Genomic DNA, 25975 nt, shown 5'->3' on the forward strand with positions numbered 1-25975 from the left:
GACTCATAATCCCTTGGTCGCTGGTTCGAGCCCAGCACGCCCTACCACCAGCGGGCCGAGGCCGGGGCGGCGCGTCCGCGCCACCTGCTATACTCGCCGGCTTCGCGGCTGTAGCTCAGTTGGATAGAGTACTTGGCTACGAACCAAGGGGTCGTGGGTTCGAATCCTGCCAGCCGCGCCATCCATGAAAGGCCAGTGCACCTGCACTGGCCTTTTTCATGGCCGTCGCGTAGCCGGCGTCCTACGCCATCAGCGCCCGCCGGCTGACACAGCCGTAACGGGGCGCCTCCCTACAGTGGGGCCGCCCATGAAAACTTTCCTTACGCCATGTAAGTGCGGCAGGCCCGGCGGTGCGGCCATGGCAGCTTCGTGGCGCGGCAGCCCGCAGGAGGGCGCTGGAGGCCGGCGGTGATCGAGCTGCTGTCGCGCGCCGAAGCGGCCGTGCGGCGGGTGCGGGCCGCGCAGCCCGCGAAGCCGAGGGAAGGAGGACAGCCCCTCACCCCCGAGCAGCTGGCCATGCTGCACTCGGCGCCGCTGCTGCCGACCGACGAGCCGCTGCGGCTGGCGGAGCTGCGCGACCTGGGCATCGTGGACACCGAAGCGGACGAGGTCTGCGAAAGCCTGGTGCAGCTGGCTGCCGATGTGTGCGGCACGCCCATGGCGGCGCTGTCCTTCGTCGACGCCTCGCGCCAGTGGTACAAGGCCCGGGTCGGCATCCCGGTCGCCGACGCCGATCGGGATGCCGGCTTCTGCGCGCGTGCGATCCTCGGCAGCGAGGACGTCGTGGAAGTGCCGGACGCCGCTGCCGCTCCCTGGTTCAACCCCTTCCTGCACGGTCCCGGCTCCCGGCCAGTGCGCTTCTACGCGGGCGTGCCGCTGCGCACGCGCGAGGGCAGCGCGATCGGCACGCTGTGCGTCATGGACGAGGTTCCCAGGCGCTTGACGCCGCCGCAACGGCAGGCCCTGGAGCGACTGGGCCGGGCCGTGTGCTCCCAGCTCGGGCTGCGCCGCCAGTTGCGCCTGGCCACTCAGACCGACCGGCTGACCGGCCTGCCCAACTGGCTGCATTTCGAGTCGCAGTTCGAATCGGCCCACCCGCGCCAGGGCGTGGTCTGCTTCGTGCGGCTGAAGGCGCTCAGCCAGATCAGTGCCGCGCACGGCTTCCGGGTCGCCGATGCGCTGGTGCAGCAGACCGCCGCCCGCCTGCGCACGCTGGCGGACCAGGGTGCCTTCCTCGGGCGGATCAAGCGCGGGCTGTTCCTGCTGTTCTTCCCCGACATGGAGCCGGGCACGTTCACGCAGGCGCCGCGGGTCTCGGCCCAGCTGCAGGCGCCCTACACGGTCAACGGGCTGACACTGGTCTGCCCCGTGCACCTGGGCTTTGCCGCCTACCCGCGCGACGGCGCGACGCTGGACGAAGTCGTCAACGCCGCGGACAACGCCCTGCAGCTGGCGATCGAGCGCGACGAGCCGGCGGCCTTCTTCGATCGCTACGTCGATACGGCAGCCAGCACGCACTACCGGCTGGAGCCGCAGCTGCGCGCAGCGCTGGACCGCGACGAGTTCGTCAACCACTACCAGCCCAAGGTCGAGCTGGCCAGCGGCCGCATCGTGGGCGTGGAGGCGCTGATCCGCTGGATCCACCCGCAGCGCGGCCTGGTGCCGCCGTCCGAGTTCGTGCCGGCGCTGGAGGCGACCGGGCTGATCCGCGAGGTCGGGCGCCGCATCCTCGAGCGCGCGGCCGCCGACTGGCAGCTCTGGCACGACGCCGGCCTGCCGGCGCCGCGCATCGCGGTGAACGTGGCGGCCGCCCAGCTGCGCGACGGCGAGTTCGTCCAGCACCTGCGCGCCGCGCTGGCGCGGGTCGCAGGCCATGGCGATGCCTTGGGCGTCGAGGTCACGGAAAGCGTGCTGATCAGCAACATGGCGCGCGCGGTCGACGTGCTCAGCCAGGTGCGGGCGCTGGGGCTGCCGGTGGCGATCGACGATTTCGGTACCGGCTACTCCTCGCTGGCCTACCTCGTCACCCTGCCGGTGGACGAGGTGAAGATCGACCGGTCGTTCGTCGCCAGGATCGCCACCGATGCGGCCTACCGCGGCCTGGTGGGCACCTGCATCAGCCTGGCGCGCAACCTCAGCCTGAAGGTGGTGGCCGAGGGCGTGGAAACCGAAGCCCAGGCGCGCGAGCTGCTGGCCCTCAAGTGCGACCAGGCCCAGGGCTTTTGGTACAGCCCGCCCGTGCCGGCCGGCGAACTCGCGCGCCTGCTGGCCTGCCGTGAGCGGCCGGCCTGAGCCGCCAGCGATTCGCGCTGGGAATGCGCGGCTGCCCTGCCGGCTCGAGCGGCAGTAGGACTGGGCCTACCGGACCGCGCACCGCGGCCGTCATACCATGGCAGTTGCCCCCCGGCACCTGCACTTCCAAGTTGCGACATTGATCCATGCATTCGATTGAACCGGCACTGGACGAGAGCGCCGTGCCCATGCTGGAGCGCGCCGCATCGATCGGCGTGTGGCGGCTGGCCCTGGCGGGCGGCGGCAAGCTGTCCTGGTCGAACCAGCTTGCGGCCATCCATGGGCAGCCGCCGGGCTATGCGCCACCGGCCCAGCATGCCTGCCGCCATTACGAGCCGGGCTTCCAAGCGCGGATGGAGCAGCTCCTGCGCGCCTGCTCGGTCGACGGAACCCCGTTCGACGAGGAGGCGCAGATCGTCCTGCCGGACGGCCGCCGGGCGTGGGTGCGATCTCTGGGCGAAGCCCTGCGCGACGAGCAGGGCCACATCGTCGCCGTGCAGGGCGCCGTCCAGGAGATCGCGCCCCGCGGCCTGCGCCCGGGCACCCTGCTGCGCATGGGAGCAGCCCTGGGCAGCGGCGAGGCTTTCGTCACCGTCGACGGCAACGGCCAGTACAGCTACCTCAACGAGCAGGCCGAGCGCCTGCTGGGCGCCGGCAGCCCGCAGCTGCTGGGCCGCCGCTTCTGGAACTCGTTCCAGAAGACCGTGCGCCTGCGGCTGGAAGAGCAGTTCCGCAGCGCGTGCTCGCGTGGCGTCAGGCTGGAGTTCGAGGAACTGGACGCACACCTGGCCAGCTGGCTGGAGGTGCGGGCGTTTCCATTCGCCGGCGGCATGGCGCTGCACCTGCGCGACGTGACCAGCCGGCGCAAGGCCCAGCAGCAGCTGCGGCTGCTGGAGGGCAGCATCGCGCGCCTGAACGACATCGTCATCATCACCGAGGCCGGCCCCTTCAGCGAGCCGGGGCCGCGCATCGTGTTCGTCAACGATGCGTTCGAGCGGCGCACCGGGTACACCCGCGACGAGGTGATCGGCCGCTCGCCGCGGCTGCTGCAGGGCCCCAACACGCAACGCGCCGCCCTGGACCGCATCCGTGCGGCCATGGAGGAGTGGCGGCCCGCCCGCGTGGACCTGGTCAACTACAAGAAGAACGGCGAGCCGTTCTGGGTCGACCTGGACGTCTCGCCCGTGTGGGACAAGGAGCGCAAGCTGACCCACTGGGTGGCGGTGGGCCGCGACGTCACCGAGCGCAAGCTGGCCGAGGAGAAGATCCAGCACCTGGCCTTCTACGACCCGCTGACCCGGCTGCCCAACCGGCAGCTGCTGATGGACCGGCTGCATGCCGCGCTGAACGATCCGGCGCGCCCGCGCGAGGGCGCCCTGATGTTCATCGACCTGGACAATTTCAAGGTGCTCAACGACACGCTGGGCCACCAGAAGGGCGACATGCTGCTGCAGCTGGTGGCCGAGCGCCTGCGCTCCTGCGTGGCCAAGGGCGACACGGTGGCGCGGCTCGGGGGCGACGAGTTCGTGATCCTGCTGGAGAACCGGGGCGACAAGCCGCTCGAGCCGGCCACCGGCGCGCGCGCCGTCGCCGACCGCATCCTGGCCGCCCTGGGCGAGCCCTACGTGCTGCCCGGCTACCTGCACCACAGCACCTGCAGCGTCGGCGTGACGCTGTTCAGCCGGAGCGACCGCACCGTCAGCGAGTTGCTCAAGCAGGCCGACCTTGCCATGTACCAGGCCAAGGGCTCGGGGCGCAACACCGTGTGCTTCTTCGATCCGGAGATGCAGGCCGTGGTCAGCGCCAACGCGGCGCTGGCCGCCGACATGCGCCAGGCCTGGCGCGAGAAACAGTTCCAGGTGGAGTACCAGCCGCAGGTCGACGTGGCCGGCCGCATGATCGGCGTGGAGGCGCTCCTGCGCTGGCAGCACCCGCAGCGCGGGGTGGTCTCTCCCGAGCAGTTCATCCCGGCGGCGGAGGAGACCTCCCTGATCATCCCGATCGGCCGCTGGGTGCTGGACCAGGCCTGCGCGCAGATCGCGGCCTGGGAGCACCGGCCCGACCGTGCGCACCTGAGCATCGCGGTGAACGTCAGCGTGCGCCAGTTCCGTCACCCCGAGTTCGTCGACGAGGTGATGCAGGCGATCGAGCAGTCCGGCATCCAGCCGCACAAGCTCAAGCTGGAGCTGACCGAAAGCCTGCTGGCCGACGGCATCGACGTGACCATCGCCAAGATGGGCAGCCTCAAGGAGATGGGCGTGGCGCTGTCGCTGGACGACTTCGGGATCGGCTACTCCTCCCTTTCCTACCTCAAGCGGCTGCCGCTGGACCAGCTCAAGATCGACCGCGAGTTCGTCAAGGACATCCTGACCGACGCCAACGACGCCGCCATCGCCCGCACCGTGATCGGGCTGGCGCACAGCCTGGACCTGGACGTGATCGCCGAAGGGGTGGAGACGCCGGAGCAGCGCGACTTCCTGGCCCGCCAGGGCTGCCTGTCCTACCAGGGCTACCTGTACTCGCCGCCGCTGCCGGTGGCGGAGCTGGAGGCATTCATGGACAGGCTGGCGGCGACCGAGGCGGCACCGGCCTGATCCTGATCGGTCGGGGACAGAGCGGTGCGCGCTCTGCGCTTGCTCCGGTCTGCCCCCCAGGCAGCTACAAGGGCGCGATCTGCAGCGGCGTGGTCGCCACCATGCGGGGCACGCGCATGACGATCTGGTCCTGCGTGCGGAACAACTCCACGCCTTCGGCCAGCGCCAGCGCCTGCACGTCGGCCCACTCCAGCGCACGGTAGTTGGGCTCCGACGCAATGGCGTCCGGCAACAGGGCTTCGTCCCGCGGCCGCGGCGTGCAGCGCACGGTGAGCACGGCGAAGCCGGGCGAGATTTCGGCGGACACGGACAGCGCGGCGGGGCCGGCGGCGGCATCGGCCAGCGACAGCAGCGAGGCGGCAACGAGGTGCCGCAGCGCCACGCGCGAGGCCTCGAAGTCGGCCTCGGGCACCTCGTTGGCCAGGGTGCAGCCGCGGAAATTGAAGCCGCTGCGCAGCAGGGCCACGCATTCCTCCACGCCCTCGTGCAGCCGCACGCTTTCGTCCTCCGACGGCGCGATCCAGGCGGCCACCTTCAGGCAGGTCATGACCGCATCGCGGGCCAGCCGGTTGACCCGCGACACGCTGCTCTCGAGTTCGACCGGCGGCGGCGTGCCCTTTTCGAGCCTCGCGTTCAGCACCTCGGCCATCATCGCGACCGCCTGCAGGTTGACCACCATGTCGTGCTTCAGCGCGGGCGCCAGCCGGCGCAGCACGCCGTAGCGGGCGGCCTCCGCACTGGTGCGGGGGCGCCGGCCGGATGGTGCGGGGGCCACCGGCGACGAGGAAAGCTGGGCGGCCATGCTCATCGGGCGGGTTCTGTCGCTGCGCGTGTCGGCGCCTGGACTGCGGGGTGATTCATCGGCACCGATTGTTGGCAGCGCAGCCGCTTTCTCCCGTCAGGAGAACACCGTGGCGCCTGTAGGAGGGGGCCTGCGTTGCGCCTGCGTGGCTTGGGCGCGAGCAAGGCGCGGGCTATCCTTGCCGGCATGAGCAAGGCGTTCACTCGCGAGAGCGAGGCCGCCGAGGGCGACGAGGACGACGCACTGCCGCCTCTGCCGCCCGGCGGCCGCAACTACATCACCCCGCAAGGCTACGCGCGGCTGCGCGCGGAACTGATGCACCTGATCGACCAGGAGCGGCCCCAGGTGGTGGAGGTGGTGCACTGGGCGGCCGGCAATGGCGACCGTTCGGAGAACGGCGACTACCTTTATGGCAAGAAGCGACTGCGCGAGATCGACCGGCGCATCCGCTTCCTCACCCGCCGGCTGGAGATCGCGGAAGTGACCGATCCGTCGCGGCACCATGGCGGCACGCAGGTCTTCTTCGGCGCCACCGTGACCTACGCCGATCCCGCCGGTGCAGAGCGCACGGTCACCATCCTCGGCATCGACGAGGCCGACAGCGCCAGGGGCCAGGTGAGCTGGATCTCCCCGATCGCGCGTGCGCTGCTCAAGGCCAATGAAGGCGACGTGGTGAAGCTGGTCACCCCCGCGGGTCCGCAGGAGATCGAGGTGCTGGAAGTGCGCTATCCCGCGCCGCCGCAGGCCTCAGGCGCCTGACTGGCCGGCGCGCATGCGCTGCGCGCGCATCACCGAGGGCGTGCGCTTGAGCGTGCGCATCACGGCTTCGAGGTGGGTGCGGTCGCGCACCGCCACCAGGAAGCGGAGGTCGGTGGCGTCCTGGTCGCGCTGGTCGTCCATGTCCACGTGGGTGATGTCGGCTTCCACGCTGGCCAGCGCGGAAGCGACTCGGGCCAGCACGCCCTTGCCGTTGGCCACGGTGACCAGGATCGCGGTCTCGAAGGCCCGCACCGGCTCCTCGGACCAGTCGACGCCGATGAAGCGCTCGGCGTCCTTGTGCTGCAGGCGGCGCGCCACGGCGCAGTCGTCCAGGTGCACCACCAGGCCTTCGCCGCGCCCCAGGTAGCCCACGATGGCGTCGCCGGGCACCGGCCGGCAGCAGGCAGCGAACTGCACCGAGGCGTTCTCGCTGCCATCGAGCACCACGCTGCCCTGCGAAACGTTCTCGTGGGCGGTGTAGCGCTCGCGCGTGATCAGCAGCGCATCGGGTTTCTCGCCCAGTTCGGCCATCAGCGTCATCAGCCGCTTGGCCACGATGCCCGCGATGCGCTTGCCCAGGCCCAGGTCCGTCAGCAATTCGGCCCGGCTCTTGCTGCCGGTGAAGCGCAGCAGCTTGTCCCAGATGGGGCGGTGCTCCTCGTCGTCGGCCGGCAGCCGCTCCATGCCCTCCGCGCGCAGCGCCTGGGTGAGCAGCTTTTCGCCCAGCTCCTGCGATTCGACCTGGGCCAGCGACTTCAGGTGGTGGCGGATCTTGGAGCGGGCGCGCCCGGTGCGCACGAAACCCAGCCAGGCCGGGTTGGGCGTGGAGACCGGCGCCGTCACCACCTCCACCACGTCACCGTTGTTCAGCTCGGTGCGCAACGGGACCTGGACTCCGTTGATCTTGGCCGCCACCGTGTGGTCGCCCACGTCGCTGTGGATGGCGTAGGCGAAATCCACCACCGTGGCGCCGCGTGGCATGGCCAGGATCTGGCTCTTGGGCGTGAACACGTAGACGGCGTCGGGGAACAGGTCGATCTTGACGTGGTCCCAGAATTCGGCCGCATCGCGCGTTTCGTGCTGGATGTCCAGCAGCGACTGCAGCCACTTGGTGCCCAGCCGGTCGGAGGCATCGCCGTCCGGGTGGCTGGCCTTGTACAGCCAGTGCGCCGCGACACCCGACTCGGCCACCACGTGCATGGCCTCGGTGCGCATCTGGAACTCCACGTTCACGCCGGAGGGGCCCACCAGCGTGGTGTGCAGGGACTGGTACCCGTTGACCTTGGGGATGGCGATGTGGTCCTTGAAGCGGCCCGGCACCGGCTTGTACATCTGGTGCAGGATGCCCAGCGCGGTATAGCAGTCGGTGACCGTCGGCACGACGACGCGGAAGCCGTAGATGTCGGTGACCTGCGCGAACGACAGGTGCTTCTCGTCCATCTTGCGGTAGATGGAGTAGATGGTCTTCTCGCGCCCGGCGATGCGCACCTGCATGCCGGCCTGCTCGAAGGCCGCCTCGACCTCGCGCTGGACCTTCTGGATCAGGTCGCGCCGGCGGCTGCGCGCCTTGGCCACGGCCTTGTCCAGCACGCCATGGCGCCAGGGCATCAGATAGCGGAAGGCCAGCTCCTGCAGCTCGCGGTAGGTCAGGTTCAGGCCCAGCCGGTGCGCGATGGGGGCGTAGATGTCCAGCGTCTCGCGCGAGATGCGCCCCCACTTCTCGCGCGGCACGTCTTCCAGCGTGCGCATGTTGTGGGTGCGGTCGGCCAGCTTGATCAGGATGACGCGCACGTCGCGCGCCATGGCCAGCAGCATCTTGCGGAACGACTCGGCCTGGCCTTCCTCGCGCGTGTTGAACTGCAGCTTGTCCAGCTTGGTCAGGCCGTCCACCAGCTCCGCGACGGCGACGCCGAAGCGTTCGACCAGCTGTGGCTTGGTGACGCCGCAGTCCTCGATCGAGTCGTGCAGCAGCGCGGCCATCAGGGCCTGGGCGTCGAGCTTCCATTCGGCGCACTTGGCCGCCACCGCGATCGGGTGGGTGATGTAGGGCTCGCCGCTGGCGCGGATCTGGCCCAGGTGGGCCTCGTCGGCGAAGCGGTAGGCCTGGCGGACCTGCTCGATGTCGGCCGGCTCCAGGTAGTCGAGCCGCGCCGTGAGCGCCGCGAAGCTGGCGGCCGCTGCATTGGCGGCCGCCGGGCTGGGCAGCGCCGCCCCGGCGCGCTGGCCTTGGCCGGCGGAGGAGAGCACGGCACTCATGCCGTGGATGTTAGCGTGAGCGGGTGCTCGCTGCGCCAGGAACGAAAAAGGCACCGCTGAGGCGGTGCCTTTGTGCCGAGTCCTCGGTCATTCCCGGCTGCGGCGGGTGCGAGGCTTCGATGTGGATCCGGGCTGGATCCCTGTCTTCGCCGAGATGCCTGGATTCTCGATGGATTCGGAACTGGATCCCGGCTTTCGCCGGGATGCCTGGCTTCGCTGCGGGGATCGGATTGGATCCCGGCTTTCGCCGGGATGCCTGGCTTCGCTGCGCTCAGCCAGGCACCTTCTTCAGCATCTCCAGGCCGATCTTGCCGTCGGCGATTTCGCGCAGGGCGGTGACGCCCGGCTTGTTCTTGCTCTCGATCTTGGGCGCGTGGCCCTGGCTCAGCATGCGGGCGCGGTAGGTGGCGGCCAGCACCAGCTGGAAGCGGTTGGGGATCTTCTCCAGGCAATCTTCGACGGTGATGCGGGCCATGGTCTCTCGCGGTGTCAGGGGATGTTGAGGGCCTTGAAGGTCTCGGCCCGGGCCCGGCGCTGGGCGGAATACTTCAGCCGCTGGGCGTGAACGATGGCTTTGAGGTCGAACAGCGCTCGTTCGAAAAGCTCATTGATTATAACGAAGTCGAATTCCGGCGCCTTGGCCATCTCCTCGGCCGCATTGCGCAGGCGCAGCTCGATGACCTCGGCCGAGTCCTCGCCGCGCCGCTCCAGGCGGGAGCGCAGTTCCTCCCAGCTGGGAGGCAGCACGAACACCAGCACCGCGTTGGCGAACATGCGCTTGATCTGCAGGGCGCCCTGGTAGTCGATCTCCAGGATCACGTCGGCGCCCTGCGAGATGCGGTCCTCGATCGCCTTCTTGGAGGTGCCGTAGCGGCGCCCATGCACGAATGCCCACTCGACGAAGCCGTCGCCGAGCACCATCGCGTCGAACTCCTGGTCGGAGACGAAGAAGTACTCGCGCCCGTGCTTTTCCTGCCCCCGCGGCGCGCGCGTGGTGTGCGACACCGAGGGCTGCACCTGCGAGTCCAGCTCCAGCAGGGCCTTGACCAGGCTGGACTTGCCGGCCCCGCTGGGGGCGGCCACGACGAACAGGTTGCCGGGGTAGTCCATGGGCATCGGCCGCACCTACTCGATGTTCTGCACCTGCTCGCGCATCTGCTCGACCAGCACCTTCATGTCCACCGAGATGCGGGTCAGCTCCAGCGCCGCCGACTTGGAGCCCAGGGTGTTGGCCTCGCGGTGCAGCTCCTGGATCAGGAAGTCCAGCCGCTTGCCGATCTCGCCCCCCTTCCTGATCAGGCGCTCGATCTCGTCCAGGTGGGCGGCCAGGCGGGTGAGCTCCTCGGCCACGTCGATCCGGATGGCGAAGGCGGTGGCCTCGGTCAGGGCGCGGTCCTGGGCTGCCTCCGGGGTGGCGGCGCCGTCGGCCAGGCCCATGGCTTCGTTCCAGCGCTCCAGGAAGCGGGCGCGCTGCTGTTCCACCAGTTGCGGCACCAGCGGCGCCGCCTGTTCGGCCAGGGCGCGCAGCTGCTCGAGGTGGCCGAGCAGCATGGTCGCCAGGCGGGCGCCCTCGCGCTCGCGCGCGGCCACCAGGTCGTCGGCTGCCTGTCGGGCCAGCTGCAGCAGCGCGGGGCCGGGGTCGGCATGCGGCGCTTCTTCACCGGCACCCAGCCGCAGCACGTCGGCCACGCTCAGCGCGCGCGCGTCGGGCAACCAGCCGCGCACGGTGTCCTGCATCGCGGCCAGCCGCTGCAGCAGGCGGGCGGTCGGCTCGCGCACGGCCTCGGCCTGCGCCGATTCCAGGCCCGCACGCAGTTCGACCTTGCCCCGCTTCAGGCGGGCTTGCAGCAGCTCGCGCAGCGCGGGCTCGTGCTGGCGCAGGTCCTCGGACAGCCGCAACGACAGGTCGAGGAAGCGGCTGTTGACGGAGCGGATCTCCAGCCCGAGGCGGCCCTGGGCCGGTGCCCTGGCGTCGTGACCGGGCGCAGCGGCGGCCAGGCTTTGCTGCCCGCTGGCGTAACCGGTCATGCTGTAAACTGGCATCGACTCTCTGGGGGGTTGCGGGATAGCGAGGATAACGGGGCCGCGCCGGCGGCCCTAGACTGGAAATTATGTCAAAGGTCAAGCCGGCGCCCTTGCCACCGGATACCGTCATAGGCGGCTATCGCGTGGTGCGCAAGCTCTCCGCCGGCGGATTCGGCGTCGTCTACCTCGCCGTCGACAGCGAAGGCCAGCAGGTCGCGATCAAGGAATACCTCCCCGCTTCGCTCGCCACCCGTGCGCCCGGCGAGCTGCTGCCGCAGGTGCAGCCCGAGAAGCTGTCCCTCTATCGCCTGGGCCTCAAGAGCTTCTTCGAGGAAGGCCGCTCGCTCGCCCAGATCTCGCACGCGTCGGTCGTCAGCGTGCTCAACTTCTTCCGCGAGAACGAGACCGTCTACATGGTGATGAACTACCTGGAGGGCGCGACCCTGCAGGACTTCATCATCACGGCGCGCGAACTGAAGAAGCAGAAGGTGTTCCGCGAGTCGACCATCCGCTCGCTGTTCGACGAGATCCTGCGCGGCCTTCGCATCGTGCACCAGCACAAGATGCTGCACCTGGACATCAAGCCGGCCAACATCTTCATCACCGACGACAACAAGGCGGTGATGATCGATTTCGGCGCCGCGCGCGAGGTGCTGTCCAAGGAAGGCAACTTCATCCGGCCCATGTACACGCCCGGCTTCGCCGCGCCCGAGATGTACCGGCGCGATTCGTCCATGGGCCCGTGGACCGACATCTACGCGATCGGCGCCTGCATCTACGCCTGCATGCAGGGCTACCCGCCCAACGACGCGCCCCAGCGCCTGGAGAAGGATCGCCTCGCGCTGGCGCTCTCGCGCCTGCGCGGCGTCTACTCCGACAACCTGATCGAGGTGGTGGAATGGTGCATGTCGCTGGACCCGCTGTCCCGCCCGCAGTCGGTGTTCGCGCTGCAGAAGGAATTGAGCCGCGAAGGCGAGCGGCGCTACACCAAGCTCACGGTGGGCGAGAAGATGCGCCTGCAGTTCGACAACATGGTGTCCGACTCCCGCAAGGGCCTGCGCCGCGCCACCGGCGCCGCCCGGCTGAAGTGAACCCGCCACGGGACTCGCCATGAAATTTTCCGTCTTCCAGATCAGCCGCCGCGGCGGCCGCGAGAAGAACGAGGACCGCATGGGCTACTGCTACACGCGCGAGTCCGGCCTGTTCGTGCTGGCCGACGGCATGGGCGGGCACCCGGAGGGCGAAGTGGCCGCCCAGCTGGCCTTGCAGACCATCTCGGCGCTGTACCAGAAGGAGGCGCGCCCCACGGTGCGCGAGCCGGAGGAGTTCCTCTCCGGCGCACTGATGGCCGCGCACCACCAGATCATCCGCTACGCCAGCGAGAAGGGCATGCTCGACACGCCGCGCACCACGCTGGTGGCGGCGCTGCTGCAGGGCACCTCGGCGTACTGGGTGCATTGCGGCGATTCGCGGCTGTACGTGGTGCGCGACGGCGAGCTCCTCACGCGCACCCGCGACCACTCCTACCTGGAGCAGCACAGCTCGGGCGTGATCAAGCTCGAGCGCATCAACCGCAACATCCTGTTCACCTGCCTGGGCTCGCCCACCCGGCCGGTGTTCGACATCACGGGCCCCGTGGTGCTGCAGCAGGGCGACAAGATCCTGCTGTGCTCCGACGGGCTGTGGAGTTCCGTGCCCGACGCCGACATCGTCAGGCAGCTGAGCAGCAGGGCGGTATCGGAGGCCGCACCCGAACTGGTGGAGCTGGCGCTGCGCAATGGCGGCCCCGGCTGCGACAACACCACGGTCATCGCGCTGGAATGGGAGACCCCGGACGTCTTCGAGTCCACCCATGGCGTATCGACCGACAGCATCTCCGACGGCGTGTTCGCCTCCACCATCCAGGCCGGGGTGATGGACACGCTGATCGACGATCTCGACGATGCCGCCATCGAGCGGTCCATCGCCGAGATCAACGAGGCGATCCGGCGTTCGGCGGCGCGCAAGAGCTGAGGGAAGGAACGGGGGGCCAGGGACCGGGAATAGGAAACAGCCGACAATCGCTGGCCCCTAGCCCCTAGCCCCTAGCCCCTAGCCCCTCATGTCCTCCACCCGCCCCAACGGCCGCGCCCCCGACCAGCTCCGCCCCGTGCGCCTCACGCGCGGCTACACCATCCACGCCGAGGGATCCGTGCTGGTCGAATTCGGGCAGACCCGGGTGCTGTGCACCGCTTCCGTGGAGGAGAAGGTGCCGCTGCACAAGCGCGGCAGCGGCGAGGGCTGGGTGACGGCCGAATATGGCATGCTGCCGCGCGCCACCCACACCCGCGGCGACCGGGAGGCCGCCCGTGGCAAGCAAAGCGGCCGCACGCAGGAGATCCAGCGCCTGATCGGGCGCTCGCTGCGCGCCGTGTTCGACCTCAGGACCCTGGGGGAGCGCACGATCCAGATCGACTGCGACGTGCTGCAGGCCGACGGCGGCACCCGCACCGCCGCCATCACCGGCGCCTTCGTCGCCGCGCAGGATGCCGTGGGCAAGCTGATGCAGCAGGGCAAGCTCGCTGCGTCGCCGATCACCGGCCCGGTGGCGGCCGTATCGGTGGGCATCGTGCAGGGCGTCCCGGTGCTCGACCTCGAGTACGTGGAAGACGTGGCCTGCGACACCGACATGAACGTGGTGATGACCGGTGCCGGCCATTACGTGGAGGTGCAGGGCACCGCGGAGGGCGTGGCCTTCACCCGCGCCGAGATGGACCACCTGCTGCGCCTGGCCGAAAAGGGCATCGCCGAGCTGGTGCTGATGCAGCAGCAGGCGCTGGAAGCGCCGCTGCCGGCCTGAGTTCGGGGGCGCGACCGATGGTGAGCCGCATCGTCCTGGCCTCCAACAACCGCGGCAAGCTGGCCGAACTGCAGGCCATGCTGGCGCCGCTGGGCGTGCAGCTGGTGCGGCAGGCCGACCTCGGCATACCCGAAGCGGAGGAGCCCTTCCGCACCTTCGTCGAGAACGCGCTGGCCAAGGCGCGGCATGCCGCGCGCCACAGCGGCTTGCCGGCGCTGGCCGACGACGCCGGCCTGTGCGTGGATGCCTTCGGTGGCCGGCCCGGCGTCGACACGGCCTATTACGCGACGCAGTTTGGCTACGACAAGGGCGACGACAACAACGTGCGCGCCCTGCTGGAGCAGATGCGCGGTGTCGACAGCCGCCGCGCCGCACTGGTCAGCACGCTGGTGGCGGTGCGCTCCCCGGAAGACCCGGAGCCCCTCATTGCCGTGGGCCGCGCGGTGGGCGAGATCGCGCGCGAGCCGGCCGGCGGCAACGGCTTCGGCTTCGATCCGGTGATGTTCATCCCTTCCATCGGCAAGACCTTCGCCCAGTTGTCCCCGGAGGTGAAGAACGACCACAGCCACCGCGGCCAGGCAGCGCGCCAGATGGTGGCCCTGATGCGGGAGCGCTGGCTGTGACCACGATCCTGGACGCCGCCCACTACCTGCGCCCCGGCCCGCTGCAGCTGCGGGCACTGCCGCCGCTGTCCGTCTACGTGCACCTGCCCTGGTGCCTGCGCAAGTGCCCCTATTGCGACTTCAATTCGCACGAGGCCCAGGGCGGCGCCGTGCCCGAGCAGCGCTACGTCGACGCGCTGATGGCCGACCTGGAAGCGGCGCTGCCGCTGGTCTGGGGCCGCCCCGTGCACAGCGTGTTCATCGGCGGCGGCACGCCCAGCCTGTTCTCGCCGCAGGCCATCGAGGCGCTCATTGGCGGCGTGCGCGCGCGCCTGAACCTGGATCCCGGCTGCGAGATCACGCTGGAGGCCAACCCCGGCACCTTCGAGAAGGACCGCTTCCGCGCATTCCGCGACGCCGGCGTCACGCGCCTGTCGATCGGCGTGCAGAGCTTCAACGACCAGCACCTGCGTGCCCTGGGCCGCGTGCACGATCGCCGCCAGGCGATCGCGGCGGCGGAAGAGGCAGCGCTGGCCTTCGAGACCTTCAACCTGGACCTGATGTACGCCCTGCCGGGCCAGGACCTGGCGATGCTGGAGCAGGACCTCGCGCAGGCACTGGCGCTGGTGCCGCCGCACCTGTCCGTCTACCACCTCACGATCGAGCCGAACACCTTCTTCGCCAAGCACCCGCCGGCGCTGCCGGAGGACGATGTCGCCTGGTCGATGCTGGACCGCATCACGGAGATGACTTCGGCAGCGGGCCTGGACCGCTACGAGGTATCCGCCTATGCCAAGCCGGGCCACGCGTGCAAGCACAACCTGAACTACTGGCAGTTCGGCGACTACCTCGGACTCGGGGCCGGCGCCCACGGCAAGCTGAGTTTCCCCAGCCGCATCGTGCGGCAGGTCCGCTTTCGCGAACCGCGGCTGTACATGGACAAGGCGCTGGCCGGCAACGCGGTCACGCAGGAGCAGGAAGTCCCGCGCGGACAGTTGCCGTTCGAGTTCATGCTCAACGCGCTGCGGCTGCGCGGCGGCTTCACGCTGAAGACCTTCTTCGAGCGGACCGGGCTGCCGCTGTCCGCCATCGAACCGCAACTCGCGCAGGCGCGCGCGCAGGGCTTGCTGGAGGTGAAGGCCGCCCGCGTGCGCCCCACGGACCGCGGATTCGATTTCCTCAGCGACCTGCAGGCGTTGTTCCTGGCAGAGTGAGATCGCACGCCCTCGTGGCGGAAGCGATGAGATTCGAACTCATGAAGGGTTGCCCCTTGCCGGTTTTCAAGACCGGTGCAATCGACCGCTCTGCCACGCTTCCGGGTGGGGCATTCTAGGGCCGGTGGGGCACTCAGTGGCCGGCGCGCGGCTTGTGCATCCAGCCTTCGCGCGATGAAGCGTCGGTCCTGCGCGCCAGCAGCAGCCCGCCGGCCGCGGCCAGCGCACCGGCGGCCGCCAGCAAGGTGCCGCTGCTCATGGAACGCGCCATGCTGCCGGCCAGCTCGCCGCTGCGCGGGCCCAGCAACTGCAGGCGGCGGCGCGTCATGCGTGAGCCCATCTCCGACAACTGCCCGGAGAGCAGGCGCTCGGCCTTGGGCAGGAGTTGCGTTTCCTCCTCGGCCACGTGGTGCAGCACGGCGCGCATCAGGTCGAACACGGTCTGGTCGAAGCCGGCGTCCTGCGGTTGCAGTGCGCGCAGCCGCGCGATCAGGCTGCGCATCTCGTCGTGAGCGGGCTTGGACTGTTCCAGCACGTCGTCGGGCGCCACCTCGCGCATGGCCGGGTAGAAGATTTCCTCTTCGAGCTGCGCGTGCACCTCGAGGGCCAGGCAGATGTTGTCCGCCAGGCCCTTCTTCACGCGCGCCGGCGTGTCCAGCTGGTACTGGTGGAAAGCCGAGACCAGGTGCGTGTGGTCCATCCGGATCATGTTGGTGATGGTGGGGGACATCCGGCTCAGGAGGGAGGCGGTCATTTGCAGGCTCCTTTTCTCATGCGGCGGTCTCCGGCACGGACCTCGCCGCGCGCGCCGGGGCATGATGCCGGGCGCCGCAGCCGCCCCCTGTAGGAGCAAGCCCCTTTGCCGGCCGCCGTGGGCCGTCGCCTTCCGACGACACCGCGCCGGGCCTGCCGCCTACCTCGTGTGTAGCCCGTGCCCCGCAACGCGCGGACGCACCGCCGGCTACCTTGGCGCCGAACACACATCCCCAGGGAGATGCGAATGCCGGTGATCCTTTGGCTGCTGGGCGTGCCGCTCGTGGTGATCGTCGTCCTGATGCTGCTGGGCGTCCTCTGAGCCACCTCTTCAGGGTGGCGTTCCCTTGGCCTGGTCGAGCTGCTCCAGCGTCCGGCCGGAGCGCTCGCGCCGGTTGCCGCCGGCGTACTCCTCGCCGCGGCTGGGCGTCTCCACCGGCCCCTGGTTGCCGTAGGGCTGCCGCCCGCTGAGGCGGGCCGGGCTCCCGCTGGGCATGTCGCCCCGCACCGAGCCGCCTTCCCAGTTCAGTTCGTTCCGGTACCCGTGTCGCGCTCGCGCCGGCTCGGACTGCTGCCGCGCACCCGGGGATTTCTGCTCTGCCATGGAGTTGCGTCCTCGTCCTCGCGCCCACCGCCGGGCGCTGCATGAACGCAACAAGGCTAGCCGCAGGCCTGGCTTGCGGTGTAGGACGCAGCCTCTGCTGCGGGTTGTTACCACTCGCTGCGGCCGGCCGACCTGCAGCGCAGCCGCATCACTGCCGGGTGGCGGGCACCGGCACCAGCAACACCGGATCGGAAGTCCGGGGCTCGATGGTGACCGAGTCCTGGCCGGGCGGCAGCACCACCGTCTCGACTTCGCGCAGCAGGCCGCCGCCGGCCACGCTGCCGGTGACGGTGCCGTAGCCCATCACCCGCGCCTCGCACGCCGCCTTGTTCTCCGCGTCCTTGAACACGTCGCAACGCGCCTTGGCATTCGCTTCGTACTGCGCCTCGCTCGCACCCTTGTAGAGGGTGCCGCGCTGCCTGGCCGCATTGGCGTTGCGCGCTTCCTCCATGCAGGTCGCGCGGTCCTGCTGGGTGTCGCCCGACTTGCACGCCTGCACCTCCAGCCGGTAATTGCCGCTGGTGTCGGCGGGCGTGCTGCCGGATGCGGCCGGGGCCACCTGGGCCATCGCGCTGCCCATGGCCAGCAGCGACACGGCGGCAAACGAAGCGAGGGGCATGCAAGGGTGCAGCCGGGAGGGATTTCTCATGGATGGGACTCCTGGTCTCGAATGGCCCCCAATCTAGGAGCCGATCCGCACGCCGCATGCCGGAGCACGCTGGCGGGGTGGGGCGGCAAGCTGCCGCTGCCGCCGTAGGACCATGCCGTCAGGAAGGGGCTGCGGGCGAGGCCTGCGCGGCCGTCGCCCGGTGCGACCACCGCCCTTTTAGCGCCTCTGAAACCGGCCTCTCGCAGCCATTCCGAATGGCCGGGCTGAGGTAGGGGTTGTCTGACGTTTCCACGCGAACCCCGCGCACGGTCAGCCTGTGCGCCCGACTACGCCTGCGCTAGGGGCACGCAACCATATTGCCATCACCGGCTGCCCTGAGAGGCGGCAGGGGGTCGAGGCCAGGGGTCCGGCCGCTATCAACAAATCGCCGTGCGCGGCATAAGGAGTGCATCATGGGCTTTCTCATCTGGTTGATCGTGGGTGGCATCGTGGGCTGGCTGGCCAGCCTGATCATGCGCACCGACGGGCAGCAGGGCATCCTGCTGAACGTGATCGTGGGCATCATCGGGGCCTTCCTCGGCGGCTGGATCATCTCGCCGATGGTGGGCGTGGGCACCATCAACGAGGGCATCAGCATCGGCTCCGTCCTGGTGTCGCTGGTCGGCGCCATCATCCTGCTGGCGATCGTCAACCTGTTCCGCCGCGGCCGGGTGAGGTAAGCCGCCTCCTGGCTCGGCAAGGACTCGAAGGGCCGCCGGAGCGGCCCTTTTTCATGGCTGGGCCAGCAGGTCCCGCAAAGTGCGGGCGATCACCTTGGTGGCGCGGCGCAGGTCCTCCAGGTCCAGGCGCTCGTCGGCGCGCTTGGCGTTCGACTCGCGCACCGTGCGCGGACCGGCGCCGTAGGTCACGCCTGGGATGCCGGCCTCGGTGTACAGGCGCACGTCGGTGTACAGCGGCGTGCCGACGGCCGGAATCGCTTCGCCGAACACCGCCAGCGCGTTGCGCTGCAGCGCCTCGACCAGCGGCCGATTGCCGGGCAGCGGCACCATCGCCCGCGCCAGCAGGATGCGCCGGATCTCGACCCGGATGCCCTTGCCCCCGCGCGGCGGATCGAAGGTGCCGGCGGCGGCTTCGATGGTGGCGCGGATCGCCTGCTCGACCTGTTCCGGATCCTCTTCGGGGACCATGCGCCGGTCCAGCTTGAACGCCACCTTGCCCGGCACGACGTTGGTGTTGGTGCCGCCGGCGATCCAACCGACGTTCAGGTAGGGATGGGTGATACCCGGGACGCTGGAGTTCACCTCCAGGTACTGCCGGTTCAGCCGGTACAGCGCCTGCAGGATGTGGGCGGCGCCCTGCAGCGCATCCGTGCCACTGTCGGGAATGGCGGCATGGCTCATGTCGCCATGCACGGTCACCTCCAGCTGCAGGCAGCCGTTGTGCGCCACCACCACCTCGTAGCTGAAGCCGGCGGCGACCAGCAGGTCCGGGCGCGTGATGCCGTTCCTGAGCAGCCAGCCGGGCCCCATCTCGCCACCGAACTCCTCGTCGTAGGTGAAGTGCAGTTCGATGCCGCCAGCCAGCGGTGCCTGCAGCGATTCGAGCGCGCGCACCGCGAAGCTGAAGCTGGCGAAGTCGCCCTTGCTCACCGCCGCGGCGCGGCCGTAGAGGAAGCCGTCCTCGATCTGCGCACCGTAGGGATCGTGCCGCCAGCCCTCGCCCGGGGGGACCACGTCGCCGTGGGCATTGAGCGCGATCGTGCGGCCACCCTCGCCGTAGCGGCGCCGCACCACCAGGTTGGTGATCGACTGCAGTCCGTGCGCCTGCACCTCGGCGGCGGGCACCGGGTGCTTCTCGGCCTCGAAGCCGAAGGCGCGCAGCAGCTCGGCCGTGCGGTCGGCGTGCGGGGCGTTGTGGCCGGGCGGCGTGTCGGTGGGCACGCGCACCAGCTCCTGCAGGAAGCGCACCTGCTCGTCGAAGTGGGCGTCGATCCAGGCGTCGAGCTTGTCGTGGTCGGTCATGGGTCCTCAGGGCTCGTTGGCCAGTTGTTCGAGCAGGTGGCGCATCGCGTGCACGGCCAGCCCGATGTCGTCGGCGGTGGTGCTCTCCAGCGGGTTGTGGCTGATGCCGGCGTTCTGGCCGCGCACGAACAGCATGGCCTGCGGCATCACCTCGTGCAGCTTCATCGCGTCGTGGCCGGCGCCGCTGGGCATGTGGTGCACCGGCAGGCCGAGCGACTGGATCGCGCGTTCCCAGCGCGACTGCCACTGCGCCGCGCAGGGCGCCGCGGCGGCGCGCATGGTCTGCTCGCAACTGAACTGCAGGCCGCGGCGCTCGCAGATCGCCTCCAATCGGGCCAGCACGTCGGCCACCAGCGCGTCGCGCTGCGGGTCGTTGGGCGCGCGCAGGTCCAGCGTGAACTGGCAGCGGCCGGGGATCACGTTGGTCGAGCCGCCCGGAACGTTGAGGATGCCGATGGTTCCGACCGAGTCGCCGTCGCGCGCGGCGCGTTCCTCGACGTAGAGCGCCAGTTCGGCCACCCCCACGGCGGCATCGCGCCGGCGGTCCATCGGCGTGGTCCCGGCGTGGCTGGCCATGCCGGCGACCTCGCACAGGTAGCGCACGCCGCCGTTGATGGAGGTGACCACGCCCAGCGGAAGATTCATCTCGTTGAGCACCGGGCCCTGCTCGATGTGCACTTCGACAAAACCCAGGTACAGGGCCGGATCGCGCCGCAGGGCCGCGATCGCCTCCAGCGTGGCCGGCAGGCCCGCGTTCCGCATGGCCTCGCGCATGGTGATGCCGTCGGCATCGGCCTGGTCCAGCCAGGCCGGATCGAAGGCCCCGATCAGCGCCCCCGACCCCAGGAAGGTCGCCTTGTAGCGCTGACCCTCTTCTTCCGCGAAGGCGACGACCTCGATGGCGCAGGGCAGCCGGCGCTGCTCACGCGCCAGCTGGCGCACGCAGGCGATCGGCACGTAGATGCCCAGCCGCCCGTCGTACTTGCCGCCGTTGCGGACCGTGTCGTAGTGCGAGCCCGTGAGCAGCCGTTGGGCTCCCGTTCGCGCGCCGGGACCGGGGCTCCCGGCCCGATAGACCCCCACCACGTTCCCGACCGCATCGATCGACACCTCGTCGAACCCGGCCTCCTTCATGTCCTGCACGATCCGGGCCGCTGCCGAGCGGTGCGCGTCGGTGAGGTAAGTGACCGTGAGCTGCCCCTGTTCCTTGAACCCGGGATCGCTGAACTGGGCGAGCTGCTCCAGCTGGTCCCAGACCTGCTCGCCTTGCACGGGTGCGGCGCCGAACTTGTCGTTCAGCCGGATCTCGGCAATGCGGTGCACGTTGCGCAGGGCCTCGGCCCGCTCCACGTCCACCGGGTTGCCCAGGCGGCGCTCGAAGGTCCCGATGATCTCGGCCCGCGTCAGCCCGGCGCCGCGTGGCCCGCGCACGGCCAGGATGAAGGGGAAGCCGAACTTCGCGTTGTAGTCGGCGTTGAGCCGCTGGATCGTTGCGAACTCGCCGGGCGTGCAGTCGGCCAGGCCCGCCCGGCCCTGCTCATGGCTGGATTCGGCCGTGAGAGTCTTGCTGACCATGGCCTTGCCGGCCAGTTCCGGGTGCGCGCGCAGCAGTGCCAGCTGCGGCTCGGGCCCGGCGCCCTCCACGGCCTGCGCCATCGCGTGCTTGAGGTGGGCGAGCGAGCGGAACGGCCGCACCGCCAGCGCCGCCTGTGCGATCCAGGGCGAGTGCTCGTACACGCCTTCGAGCAGGCGAGCGGCCTCCTCGGCGGGCGCGGCATTGAGATGTTCGAGAGTGGGGGCCATGGCGTTTCAACCGGCAAAGGGATGGGTCCGCTTCCAGTGGCGGGCGAGATCGATGCGCCGGCACACCCACACGTGCTCGTGCTTCTCGACGTGGTCCAGGAACTTCTGCAGCGCGACGATCCGCCCTGGCCTGCCGAGCAGGCGGCAGTGCATGCCGACGCTCATCATCTTGGGGCGGTCCAGGCCATCGGGGTCGCCTTCGGCATAGAGCGCGTCGAAGCTGTCGCGCAGGTAGGTGAAGAAGTCCCCGGCCTGCGAGAAGCCCTGCGGCAGCGAGAAGCGCATGTCGTTCGTGTCCAGCGTGTAGGGCACCACCAAGTGGGGCACCACCTGCCCGTCGGAGCGGCACACCTTCATCCAGAACGGCAGGTCGTCGCCGTAGTAGTCGCTGTCGTATTCGAAGCCGCCCTCGTCCACCACCAGCTGGCGGGTGTTCGGGCTGTCGCGGCCGGTGTACCAGCCGGCGCCGTGGATCGCGCCCGGCGTGCCGTGGCGCACGCCAGTGAGCTGCTCGATGGCACGGATCGCCAGCTGCATGTGCTCGCGTTCGACATCGCGGTCCACGTCCTGGTAGTGGATCCAGCGCCAGCCGTGGCTGGCGATCTCGTGGCCGAGCTCGGCGAAGGCGGCCGCCGCCTCCGGATGGCGTTGCAGGGCCATGCCGACGCCGAACACGGTCAGCGGCAGCCTGCGCCGCTCGAACTCGCGCAGGATGCGCCACACGCCGGCGCGCGAACCGTACTCGTAGATGCCCTCCATGCTCAGGTGCCGGGCCGGGTAGGCGGCCGGATTGAACATCTCGGAGAGGAACTGCTCGGAGCCGGCATCGCCGTGCAGCACCGCGTTCTCGCCGCCTTCCTCGTAGTTCAGCACGAACTGCAGGGCGATGCGGGCCTTGCCGGGCCAGCGGGCGTGCGGCGGGTTGCGGCCGTAGCCGGCCAGGTCGCGCGGATAGTCGGCGGTGCAGTCGTAGGTGGCGCTCACGGGGTGTTCCTTGCAGTCCGTTCAGGCGGCCAGCGCCTGGGCGATGTCGTGGGTGGGGGGCGGGCGGTCGAAGGCCAGGCTGGCCTCGACGTTGTCCAGGTGCTGCTGCATCAGGGCCACGGCCCTCGCGGGGTCGCGGGCGGCCAGCGCGCGCACGATCTGCACGTGCTCCTGCTGCGAGTGCTGCGCGGCGCCGGCACGCTGGTACATGAGGGTGATCAGCGAACTGCGCGAGATCAGGTCGCGCAGCATCTGGGCCAGCACCTCGTTGCCGATCAGCTCGGCGATGCGCACGTGGAAGTCGCCCAGCAGGCCGATGCCGGCGGCCGTGTCGTCGCCGTCCAGCGCCGCCTTCTCGCTGGCGATGTGCTCGCGCAGCGCGCGGATCTGCGCGGGCGTGGCCTCGCGCGCGAACGCGCGGGTCATCTCCAGTTCCAGCATGCGGCGCACGGCGAAGACCTGGCGCGCTTCCTCGACGGTGGGCGCCGCCACGAAGGCGCCGCGCGCCGGCTCCAGGCGCACCAGGCGCCGTTGCGCCAGCTGGTGCAGCGCCTGCCGCACCAGGGTGCGCGAGACCCCGAAGTGGTCGGCCAGCTTCTGCTCGGCCAGCTTGGTGCCGGGCTGCAGCCGGTGCCCGGCGATGGCCCGGGTCAGCTCGCGCGCGATGAGGCTGGTGGTGGAAGTCTGCACGGCGGGATGATAGCGGCGACCGTGAAAGTGTATACACTTCTGTCCACCATCAGGAGCTGAACATGGGCCTGAGCACCCACGTGCTGGACACGATGCATGGAACGCCGGCTGCCGGCATGGCGGCGGCCCTCTACACCACGCGGGGCGGCCAGGCCACCCTGGTGCGCCGCTTCACGCTGAACGCGGACGGGCGCAACCCGGACGGGCCGCTGTACCGCAACGACGAACTGAAGGCCGGCACCTACCGGCTGGTGTTCGACGTGGCCGGCTACTTCCGCTCGCGCGGCGTCACGCTGCCGGACCCGCCCTTCCTCGACCAGGTGGCGCTCGACTTCGGCATCGCGAGGAGCCAGGAGCACTACCACGTGCCCCTGCTGGTCAGCCCCTGGAGCTACTCGACCTACCGGGGCTCATGAGAGGCCGCTCAGTCCTGCCCCTCGGTGAGCGTGTCCAGCTGGAACTGGCCGCTCATGTGCCACAACCAGGTGTCGGTGTAGACCACCTTGCCCATGCGGGCCGGCACCGGATAGGGCGCCGCGGCACGCACCATGCGCTCGATCTCGGCGATCACCTCGGGAGCATGGCGGGGTGCGCGCATCCAGTCGACGTTGCGGACGTGGCCTTCCCGGTCCACCTCGACCTGGAGCACGCCGATCGCGTACAGCAGGGGCGGCATGCGGCCCTTCCAGATGCGGTCGCGGTGCAATGCGTACAGATGGCCGGCGGCATCGCGGCGGTAGGCGCGCGGCGTGCTGGCGGAAGAGACGGCGGTCTTGGACGCTTCCTCGACGACCGGCGGCGGCTCGGCCGGCGGCGGGACCACCACCACGGGTGGCGGCTCGGGCGGCTGCGGCGTGGACGTGCAGGCGGCCAGCAAGGCGGCGGTGCCGCCGGCCACCAGCCAGCCGGCGCCGCGCAGCGACAACTTCTTCTTCATCTCATCTCTCCTCGGGCTCGGCAAGCGCGGTGCTGCCGGGCGCGATCATCCCGGCCGCGCAGAGCAACCGCCAGCAGGAAATTCCTGATGCCCCCGTTTACTGCTGAGATCGCCTGTTGCCGGTGGACACAGACAAGCGGGGCCTTCCTGTGATGGACGCTTTCGCCGGACTCGCTGCGCAGGGGCGGGGGGTGCTGGTCACCGTGGCCGCCGTCGAGGGCTCGGGGCCGCGCGAGCCCGGCGCCTGGATGCTGGTGCTGCCGCAGGGCGTGGCCGGCACCATCGGCGGAGGCCGCCTCGAATTCGATGCCATCGCGCTGGCGCGCGAAGTCCTGGGCGGCAGCCGGCCGGCGCCGCTGCGGCACCGCTATGCGCTGGGTCCCAGTCTGGGCCAGTGCTGCGGCGGCGTGGTGCACCTGGACTTCGAACCGGTGGGCGCCGCCGACGTGCCCGCGCTGCGGCGGCGGCTGGAGCGCCCCCTCGCGCCGGTGGCGCTGTTCGGCGGCGGCCACGTGGGCAGCGCCATCGCGCGCCTGTTCGAAGGCCTGCCGCTGCAACTGAGCTGGATCGACAGCCGCGACGGCATCTTCCCGGCGCAGCTGCCTGCCAACGTGCAGTGCGAGCACTCCGATCCCGTGCAGCGTGCGGTGCCGCTGCTCGCGCCCGGCAGCCTGGTGCTGATCATGAGCTTCAGCCACGCCGAGGACCTGGACATCCTGGCGGCCTGCCTGCAGCGCCACCGCCAGCGCGCCGACCTGCCCTTCATCGGGCTGATCGGCAGCAAGACCAAATGGGCGACCTTCCGCCACCGGCTGGAGCACCGCGGCTTCGGCGCGGCGGAGCTGGACGCCGTGCACTGCCCGATCGGCATCGCAGGCATCGCCGGCAAGCAGCCGGCGGTGATCGCGGTGGCGGCGGTGGCCCAACTCCTGCAAGCGGCGAGCGCGCCGGCCTGAACACCCGAACATGGAAAGCTACCTCCTCGACTGGTCCAACCTGCTGCTGCGCTGGCTGCACGTGATCACCGCCATCGCGTGGATCGGCTCCTCCTTCTATTTCGTCTTCCTCGACTCCAGCCTCACCCCGCCCGAGGACGAGGACCTCAAGCGCCAGGGAGTCGCGGGCGAGATGTGGGCCGTGCACGGCGGCGGCTTCTACCACCCGGTCAAGTTCGCGGTCTCGCCGCCGAAGCTGCCCGGGCACCTGCACTGGTTCTACTGGGAGGCCTACACCACCTGGCTGTCCGGCTTTGCGCTGTTCTCGGTGTCCTACCTGTGGAACGCCGGCAGCTACCTGGTCGACCGGTCGCTGGTGGACTGGTCGCCGGCGGCCGCCGGTGCCGTGGCCCTGGCCTTCCTGGCCGTGTTCTGGATCGCCTACGACCTGATCTGCCGCGTCTTCGGCGGCCGCGCCAACGGTGACCGCCTCGTCGGCGCGTTGGTGGCCGTGCTGGTGGCGCTGGCCTCGTGGCTGGCCTGCCAGTGGTTCCCCGGCCGCGCCGCCTTCCTGCTGGTGGGCGCCATGATCGCCACCGCCATGAGCGCCAACGTGCTGTTCTGGATCATTCCCGGCCAGCGCAAGATGGTGGCCTCGATCCGCGCCGGCCAGCCGGTGGACCCGATCCACGGCATTCGCGGCAAGCAGCGCAGCGTGCACAACACCTACTTCACGCTGCCGGTGCTGCTGGCCATGCTGTCCAACCACTACAGCTTCCTGTGGAGCCACCCGCGCAACTGGGTGGTGCTGGTGCTGCTGATGGCCGCCGGCGCCGCCATCCGGCAGTTCTTCGTGCTGCGGCACGGCTGGAAGCTCGGGCGCAACCGCCACCCGCTGCCCTATGCGCTGGCGGGCGTTGCCGTCATCGTCGCGACGGCGGCGTGGATGGCGCCTGCAGCCGGCGGCGCAGCGGCTGTGCCTGCGCTGCCGGACAAGGTCGGCTACGCGCAGGTGCAGGCGGTGCTGGCGCAGCGCTGCTACCTCTGCCACGGCGAGCAGGTGCAGATGAAGAGCGTGCGGCTGGACAGCCCCGCAGCGCTGAATCAGCATGCCGCCGCGGTCTACCAGCAGGCGGTGGTTGCGCGGCTGATGCCGCTGAACAACTCGACCGGCATGACCGACACCGAGCGCGCCCTGCTGGGCCGCTGGTTCGAGCAGGGCGCCCGGATCGATTGAGGCGGCACAATCGCGCGC

General features: G+C 70.1%; 25 protein-coding genes and 2 tRNA genes. 13 read left to right on the forward strand and 14 right to left on the reverse strand.

Translation table 11 applies throughout. From position 1 onward, the window contains the following. The first annotated feature begins 104 nt into the window (after positions 1-104). The 3 genes from V6M57_RS02230 (at position 105) to V6M57_RS02240 (ending at position 4886) form a co-directional block, all read left to right on the forward strand. Positions 105-181, forward strand: a tRNA-Arg gene (locus V6M57_RS02230). A 227-nt stretch (positions 182-408) separates the two neighbouring features. Then, a complete protein-coding gene (locus V6M57_RS02235; protein ID WP_332813350.1) occupies positions 409-2292 on the forward strand; it encodes a putative bifunctional diguanylate cyclase/phosphodiesterase in 1884 nt (627 codons plus the stop codon). A gap of 146 nt (positions 2293-2438) precedes the next feature. After that, a complete protein-coding gene (locus V6M57_RS02240; protein ID WP_332813351.1) occupies positions 2439-4886 on the forward strand; it encodes a bifunctional diguanylate cyclase/phosphodiesterase in 2448 nt (815 codons plus the stop codon). 64 nt (positions 4887-4950) lie between these two features. Here the strand turns inward: V6M57_RS02240 and V6M57_RS02245 are convergent, their stop codons facing one another. Beyond that, positions 4951-5694 (reverse strand): hypothetical protein, encoded by a 744-nt coding sequence (locus V6M57_RS02245; RefSeq protein ID WP_332813352.1) that lies wholly within the window; start codon positions 5692-5694, stop codon positions 4951-4953. Between the two features lie 180 nt (positions 5695-5874). On the opposite strand from V6M57_RS02245, the gene greB reads away from it, so the two are divergent. Further along, complete coding sequence (gene greB, locus V6M57_RS02250) at positions 5875-6447, forward strand: transcription elongation factor GreB (protein ID WP_332813353.1); 573 nt, start codon at positions 5875-5877, stop codon at positions 6445-6447. On the opposite strand, the gene V6M57_RS02255 is transcribed toward greB, so the two are convergent. The 4 genes from V6M57_RS02255 to V6M57_RS02270 all read right to left on the reverse strand — a co-directional run bounded on the left by V6M57_RS02255 (position 6436) and on the right by V6M57_RS02270 (position 10746). Further along, the gene (locus V6M57_RS02255) at positions 6436-8703 is read right to left on the reverse strand and encodes a RelA/SpoT family protein (RefSeq protein ID WP_332813354.1); all 2268 of its coding nucleotides are present in this window, start codon (positions 8701-8703) and stop codon (positions 6436-6438) included. The genes greB and V6M57_RS02255 overlap by 12 nt on opposite strands. A gap of 271 nt (positions 8704-8974) precedes the next feature. Further along, positions 8975-9178, reverse strand: coding sequence for a DNA-directed RNA polymerase subunit omega (gene rpoZ, locus V6M57_RS02260; RefSeq protein WP_135262476.1), 204 nt, complete (start codon positions 9176-9178; stop codon positions 8975-8977). 14 nt (positions 9179-9192) lie between these two features. Beyond that, complete coding sequence (gene gmk, locus V6M57_RS02265) at positions 9193-9813, reverse strand: guanylate kinase (protein WP_332813538.1); 621 nt, start codon at positions 9811-9813, stop codon at positions 9193-9195. A 15-nt stretch (positions 9814-9828) separates the two neighbouring features. Beyond that, positions 9829-10746, reverse strand: coding sequence for a YicC/YloC family endoribonuclease (locus V6M57_RS02270; RefSeq protein ID WP_332813355.1), 918 nt, complete (start codon positions 10744-10746; stop codon positions 9829-9831). Positions 10747-10814: 68 nt separating this feature from the next. On the opposite strand from V6M57_RS02270, the gene V6M57_RS02275 reads away from it, so the two are divergent. From V6M57_RS02275 to hemW, 5 genes are all read left to right on the forward strand, one after another. Continuing rightward, on the forward strand, positions 10815-11819 hold the full coding sequence (locus V6M57_RS02275; protein ID WP_332813356.1) for a serine/threonine protein kinase: 1005 nt from the start codon (positions 10815-10817) through the stop codon (positions 11817-11819). 19 nt (positions 11820-11838) lie between these two features. Further along, positions 11839-12741: a PP2C family protein-serine/threonine phosphatase gene (locus V6M57_RS02280; protein ID WP_332813357.1), complete on the forward strand. Its 903-nt coding sequence runs from the start codon at positions 11839-11841 to the stop codon at positions 12739-12741. A gap of 88 nt (positions 12742-12829) precedes the next feature. After that, entirely contained in the window at positions 12830-13567 is a 738-nt protein-coding gene (gene rph, locus V6M57_RS02285) for a ribonuclease PH (RefSeq protein WP_332813358.1), read from the forward strand. Positions 13568-13584: 17 nt separating this feature from the next. Next, positions 13585-14190, forward strand: a complete 606-nt coding sequence (rdgB, locus tag V6M57_RS02290) for an RdgB/HAM1 family non-canonical purine NTP pyrophosphatase (RefSeq protein WP_332813359.1) — start codon at positions 13585-13587, stop codon at positions 14188-14190. A gap of 5 nt (positions 14191-14195) precedes the next feature. Next, the gene (hemW, locus tag V6M57_RS02295) at positions 14196-15383 is read left to right on the forward strand and encodes a radical SAM family heme chaperone HemW (RefSeq protein ID WP_332813539.1); all 1188 of its coding nucleotides are present in this window, start codon (positions 14196-14198) and stop codon (positions 15381-15383) included. Between the two features lie 15 nt (positions 15384-15398). Here hemW and V6M57_RS02300 read toward each other — a convergent pair. The 4 genes from V6M57_RS02300 to V6M57_RS02315 form a co-directional block, all read right to left on the reverse strand. Beyond that, a tRNA-Ser gene (locus tag V6M57_RS02300) sits at positions 15399-15486 on the reverse strand. Between the two features lie 30 nt (positions 15487-15516). Then, positions 15517-16137, reverse strand: coding sequence for a hemerythrin domain-containing protein (locus V6M57_RS02305; RefSeq protein ID WP_332813360.1), 621 nt, complete (start codon positions 16135-16137; stop codon positions 15517-15519). 330 nt (positions 16138-16467) lie between these two features. Continuing rightward, the gene (locus V6M57_RS02310) at positions 16468-16740 is read right to left on the reverse strand and encodes a hypothetical protein (RefSeq protein WP_332813361.1); all 273 of its coding nucleotides are present in this window, start codon (positions 16738-16740) and stop codon (positions 16468-16470) included. A gap of 148 nt (positions 16741-16888) precedes the next feature. Further along, positions 16889-17389 (reverse strand): hypothetical protein, encoded by a 501-nt coding sequence (locus tag V6M57_RS02315; RefSeq protein ID WP_332813362.1) that lies wholly within the window; start codon positions 17387-17389, stop codon positions 16889-16891. 413 nt (positions 17390-17802) lie between these two features. On the opposite strand from V6M57_RS02315, the gene V6M57_RS02320 reads away from it, so the two are divergent. Beyond that, entirely contained in the window at positions 17803-18069 is a 267-nt protein-coding gene (locus V6M57_RS02320; RefSeq protein ID WP_324918003.1) for a GlsB/YeaQ/YmgE family stress response membrane protein, read from the forward strand. A 51-nt stretch (positions 18070-18120) separates the two neighbouring features. On the opposite strand, the gene V6M57_RS02325 is transcribed toward V6M57_RS02320, so the two are convergent. Genes V6M57_RS02325 through V6M57_RS02340 form a run of 4 tightly spaced genes read right to left on the reverse strand, consistent with a single transcriptional unit; the run spans position 18121 to position 22848 of the window. Next, entirely contained in the window at positions 18121-19371 is a 1251-nt protein-coding gene (locus tag V6M57_RS02325) for a M20 family metallopeptidase (protein ID WP_332813363.1), read from the reverse strand. Positions 19372-19377: 6 nt separating this feature from the next. Next, a complete protein-coding gene (gene uraD / locus V6M57_RS02330; protein ID WP_332813364.1) occupies positions 19378-21174 on the reverse strand; it encodes a 2-oxo-4-hydroxy-4-carboxy-5-ureidoimidazoline decarboxylase in 1797 nt (598 codons plus the stop codon). Between the two features lie 6 nt (positions 21175-21180). Beyond that, entirely contained in the window at positions 21181-22158 is a 978-nt protein-coding gene (puuE, locus tag V6M57_RS02335) for an allantoinase PuuE (RefSeq protein WP_332813365.1), read from the reverse strand. A 21-nt stretch (positions 22159-22179) separates the two neighbouring features. Continuing rightward, positions 22180-22848 carry a GntR family transcriptional regulator gene (locus V6M57_RS02340; protein WP_332813366.1) on the reverse strand — a complete coding sequence of 223 codons (669 nt, stop codon included), beginning with the start codon at positions 22846-22848 and terminating at the stop codon, positions 22180-22182. Between the two features lie 62 nt (positions 22849-22910). Here V6M57_RS02340 and uraH point away from each other — a divergent pair, with 62 nt between their 5' ends. Next, the gene (uraH, locus tag V6M57_RS02345) at positions 22911-23264 is read left to right on the forward strand and encodes a hydroxyisourate hydrolase (protein ID WP_332813367.1); all 354 of its coding nucleotides are present in this window, start codon (positions 22911-22913) and stop codon (positions 23262-23264) included. An 8-nt stretch (positions 23265-23272) separates the two neighbouring features. On the opposite strand, the gene V6M57_RS02350 is transcribed toward uraH, so the two are convergent. Next, positions 23273-23785: a hypothetical protein gene (locus V6M57_RS02350; protein ID WP_332813368.1), complete on the reverse strand. Its 513-nt coding sequence runs from the start codon at positions 23783-23785 to the stop codon at positions 23273-23275. Positions 23786-23937: 152 nt separating this feature from the next. Here V6M57_RS02350 and xdhC point away from each other — a divergent pair, with 152 nt between their 5' ends. Both xdhC and V6M57_RS02360 read left to right on the forward strand, forming a co-directional pair. Next, the gene (gene xdhC, locus V6M57_RS02355; RefSeq protein WP_332813369.1) at positions 23938-24741 is read left to right on the forward strand and encodes a xanthine dehydrogenase accessory protein XdhC; all 804 of its coding nucleotides are present in this window, start codon (positions 23938-23940) and stop codon (positions 24739-24741) included. A gap of 10 nt (positions 24742-24751) precedes the next feature. Further along, a complete protein-coding gene (locus tag V6M57_RS02360; protein WP_332813370.1) occupies positions 24752-25957 on the forward strand; it encodes a urate hydroxylase PuuD in 1206 nt (401 codons plus the stop codon). The last annotated feature ends 18 nt before the right edge of the window (positions 25958-25975 follow it).

This window comes from Ramlibacter sp. (assembly GCF_036676645.1).
In the GTDB taxonomy this organism is placed as follows: domain Bacteria; phylum Pseudomonadota; class Gammaproteobacteria; order Burkholderiales; family Burkholderiaceae_C; genus Ramlibacter.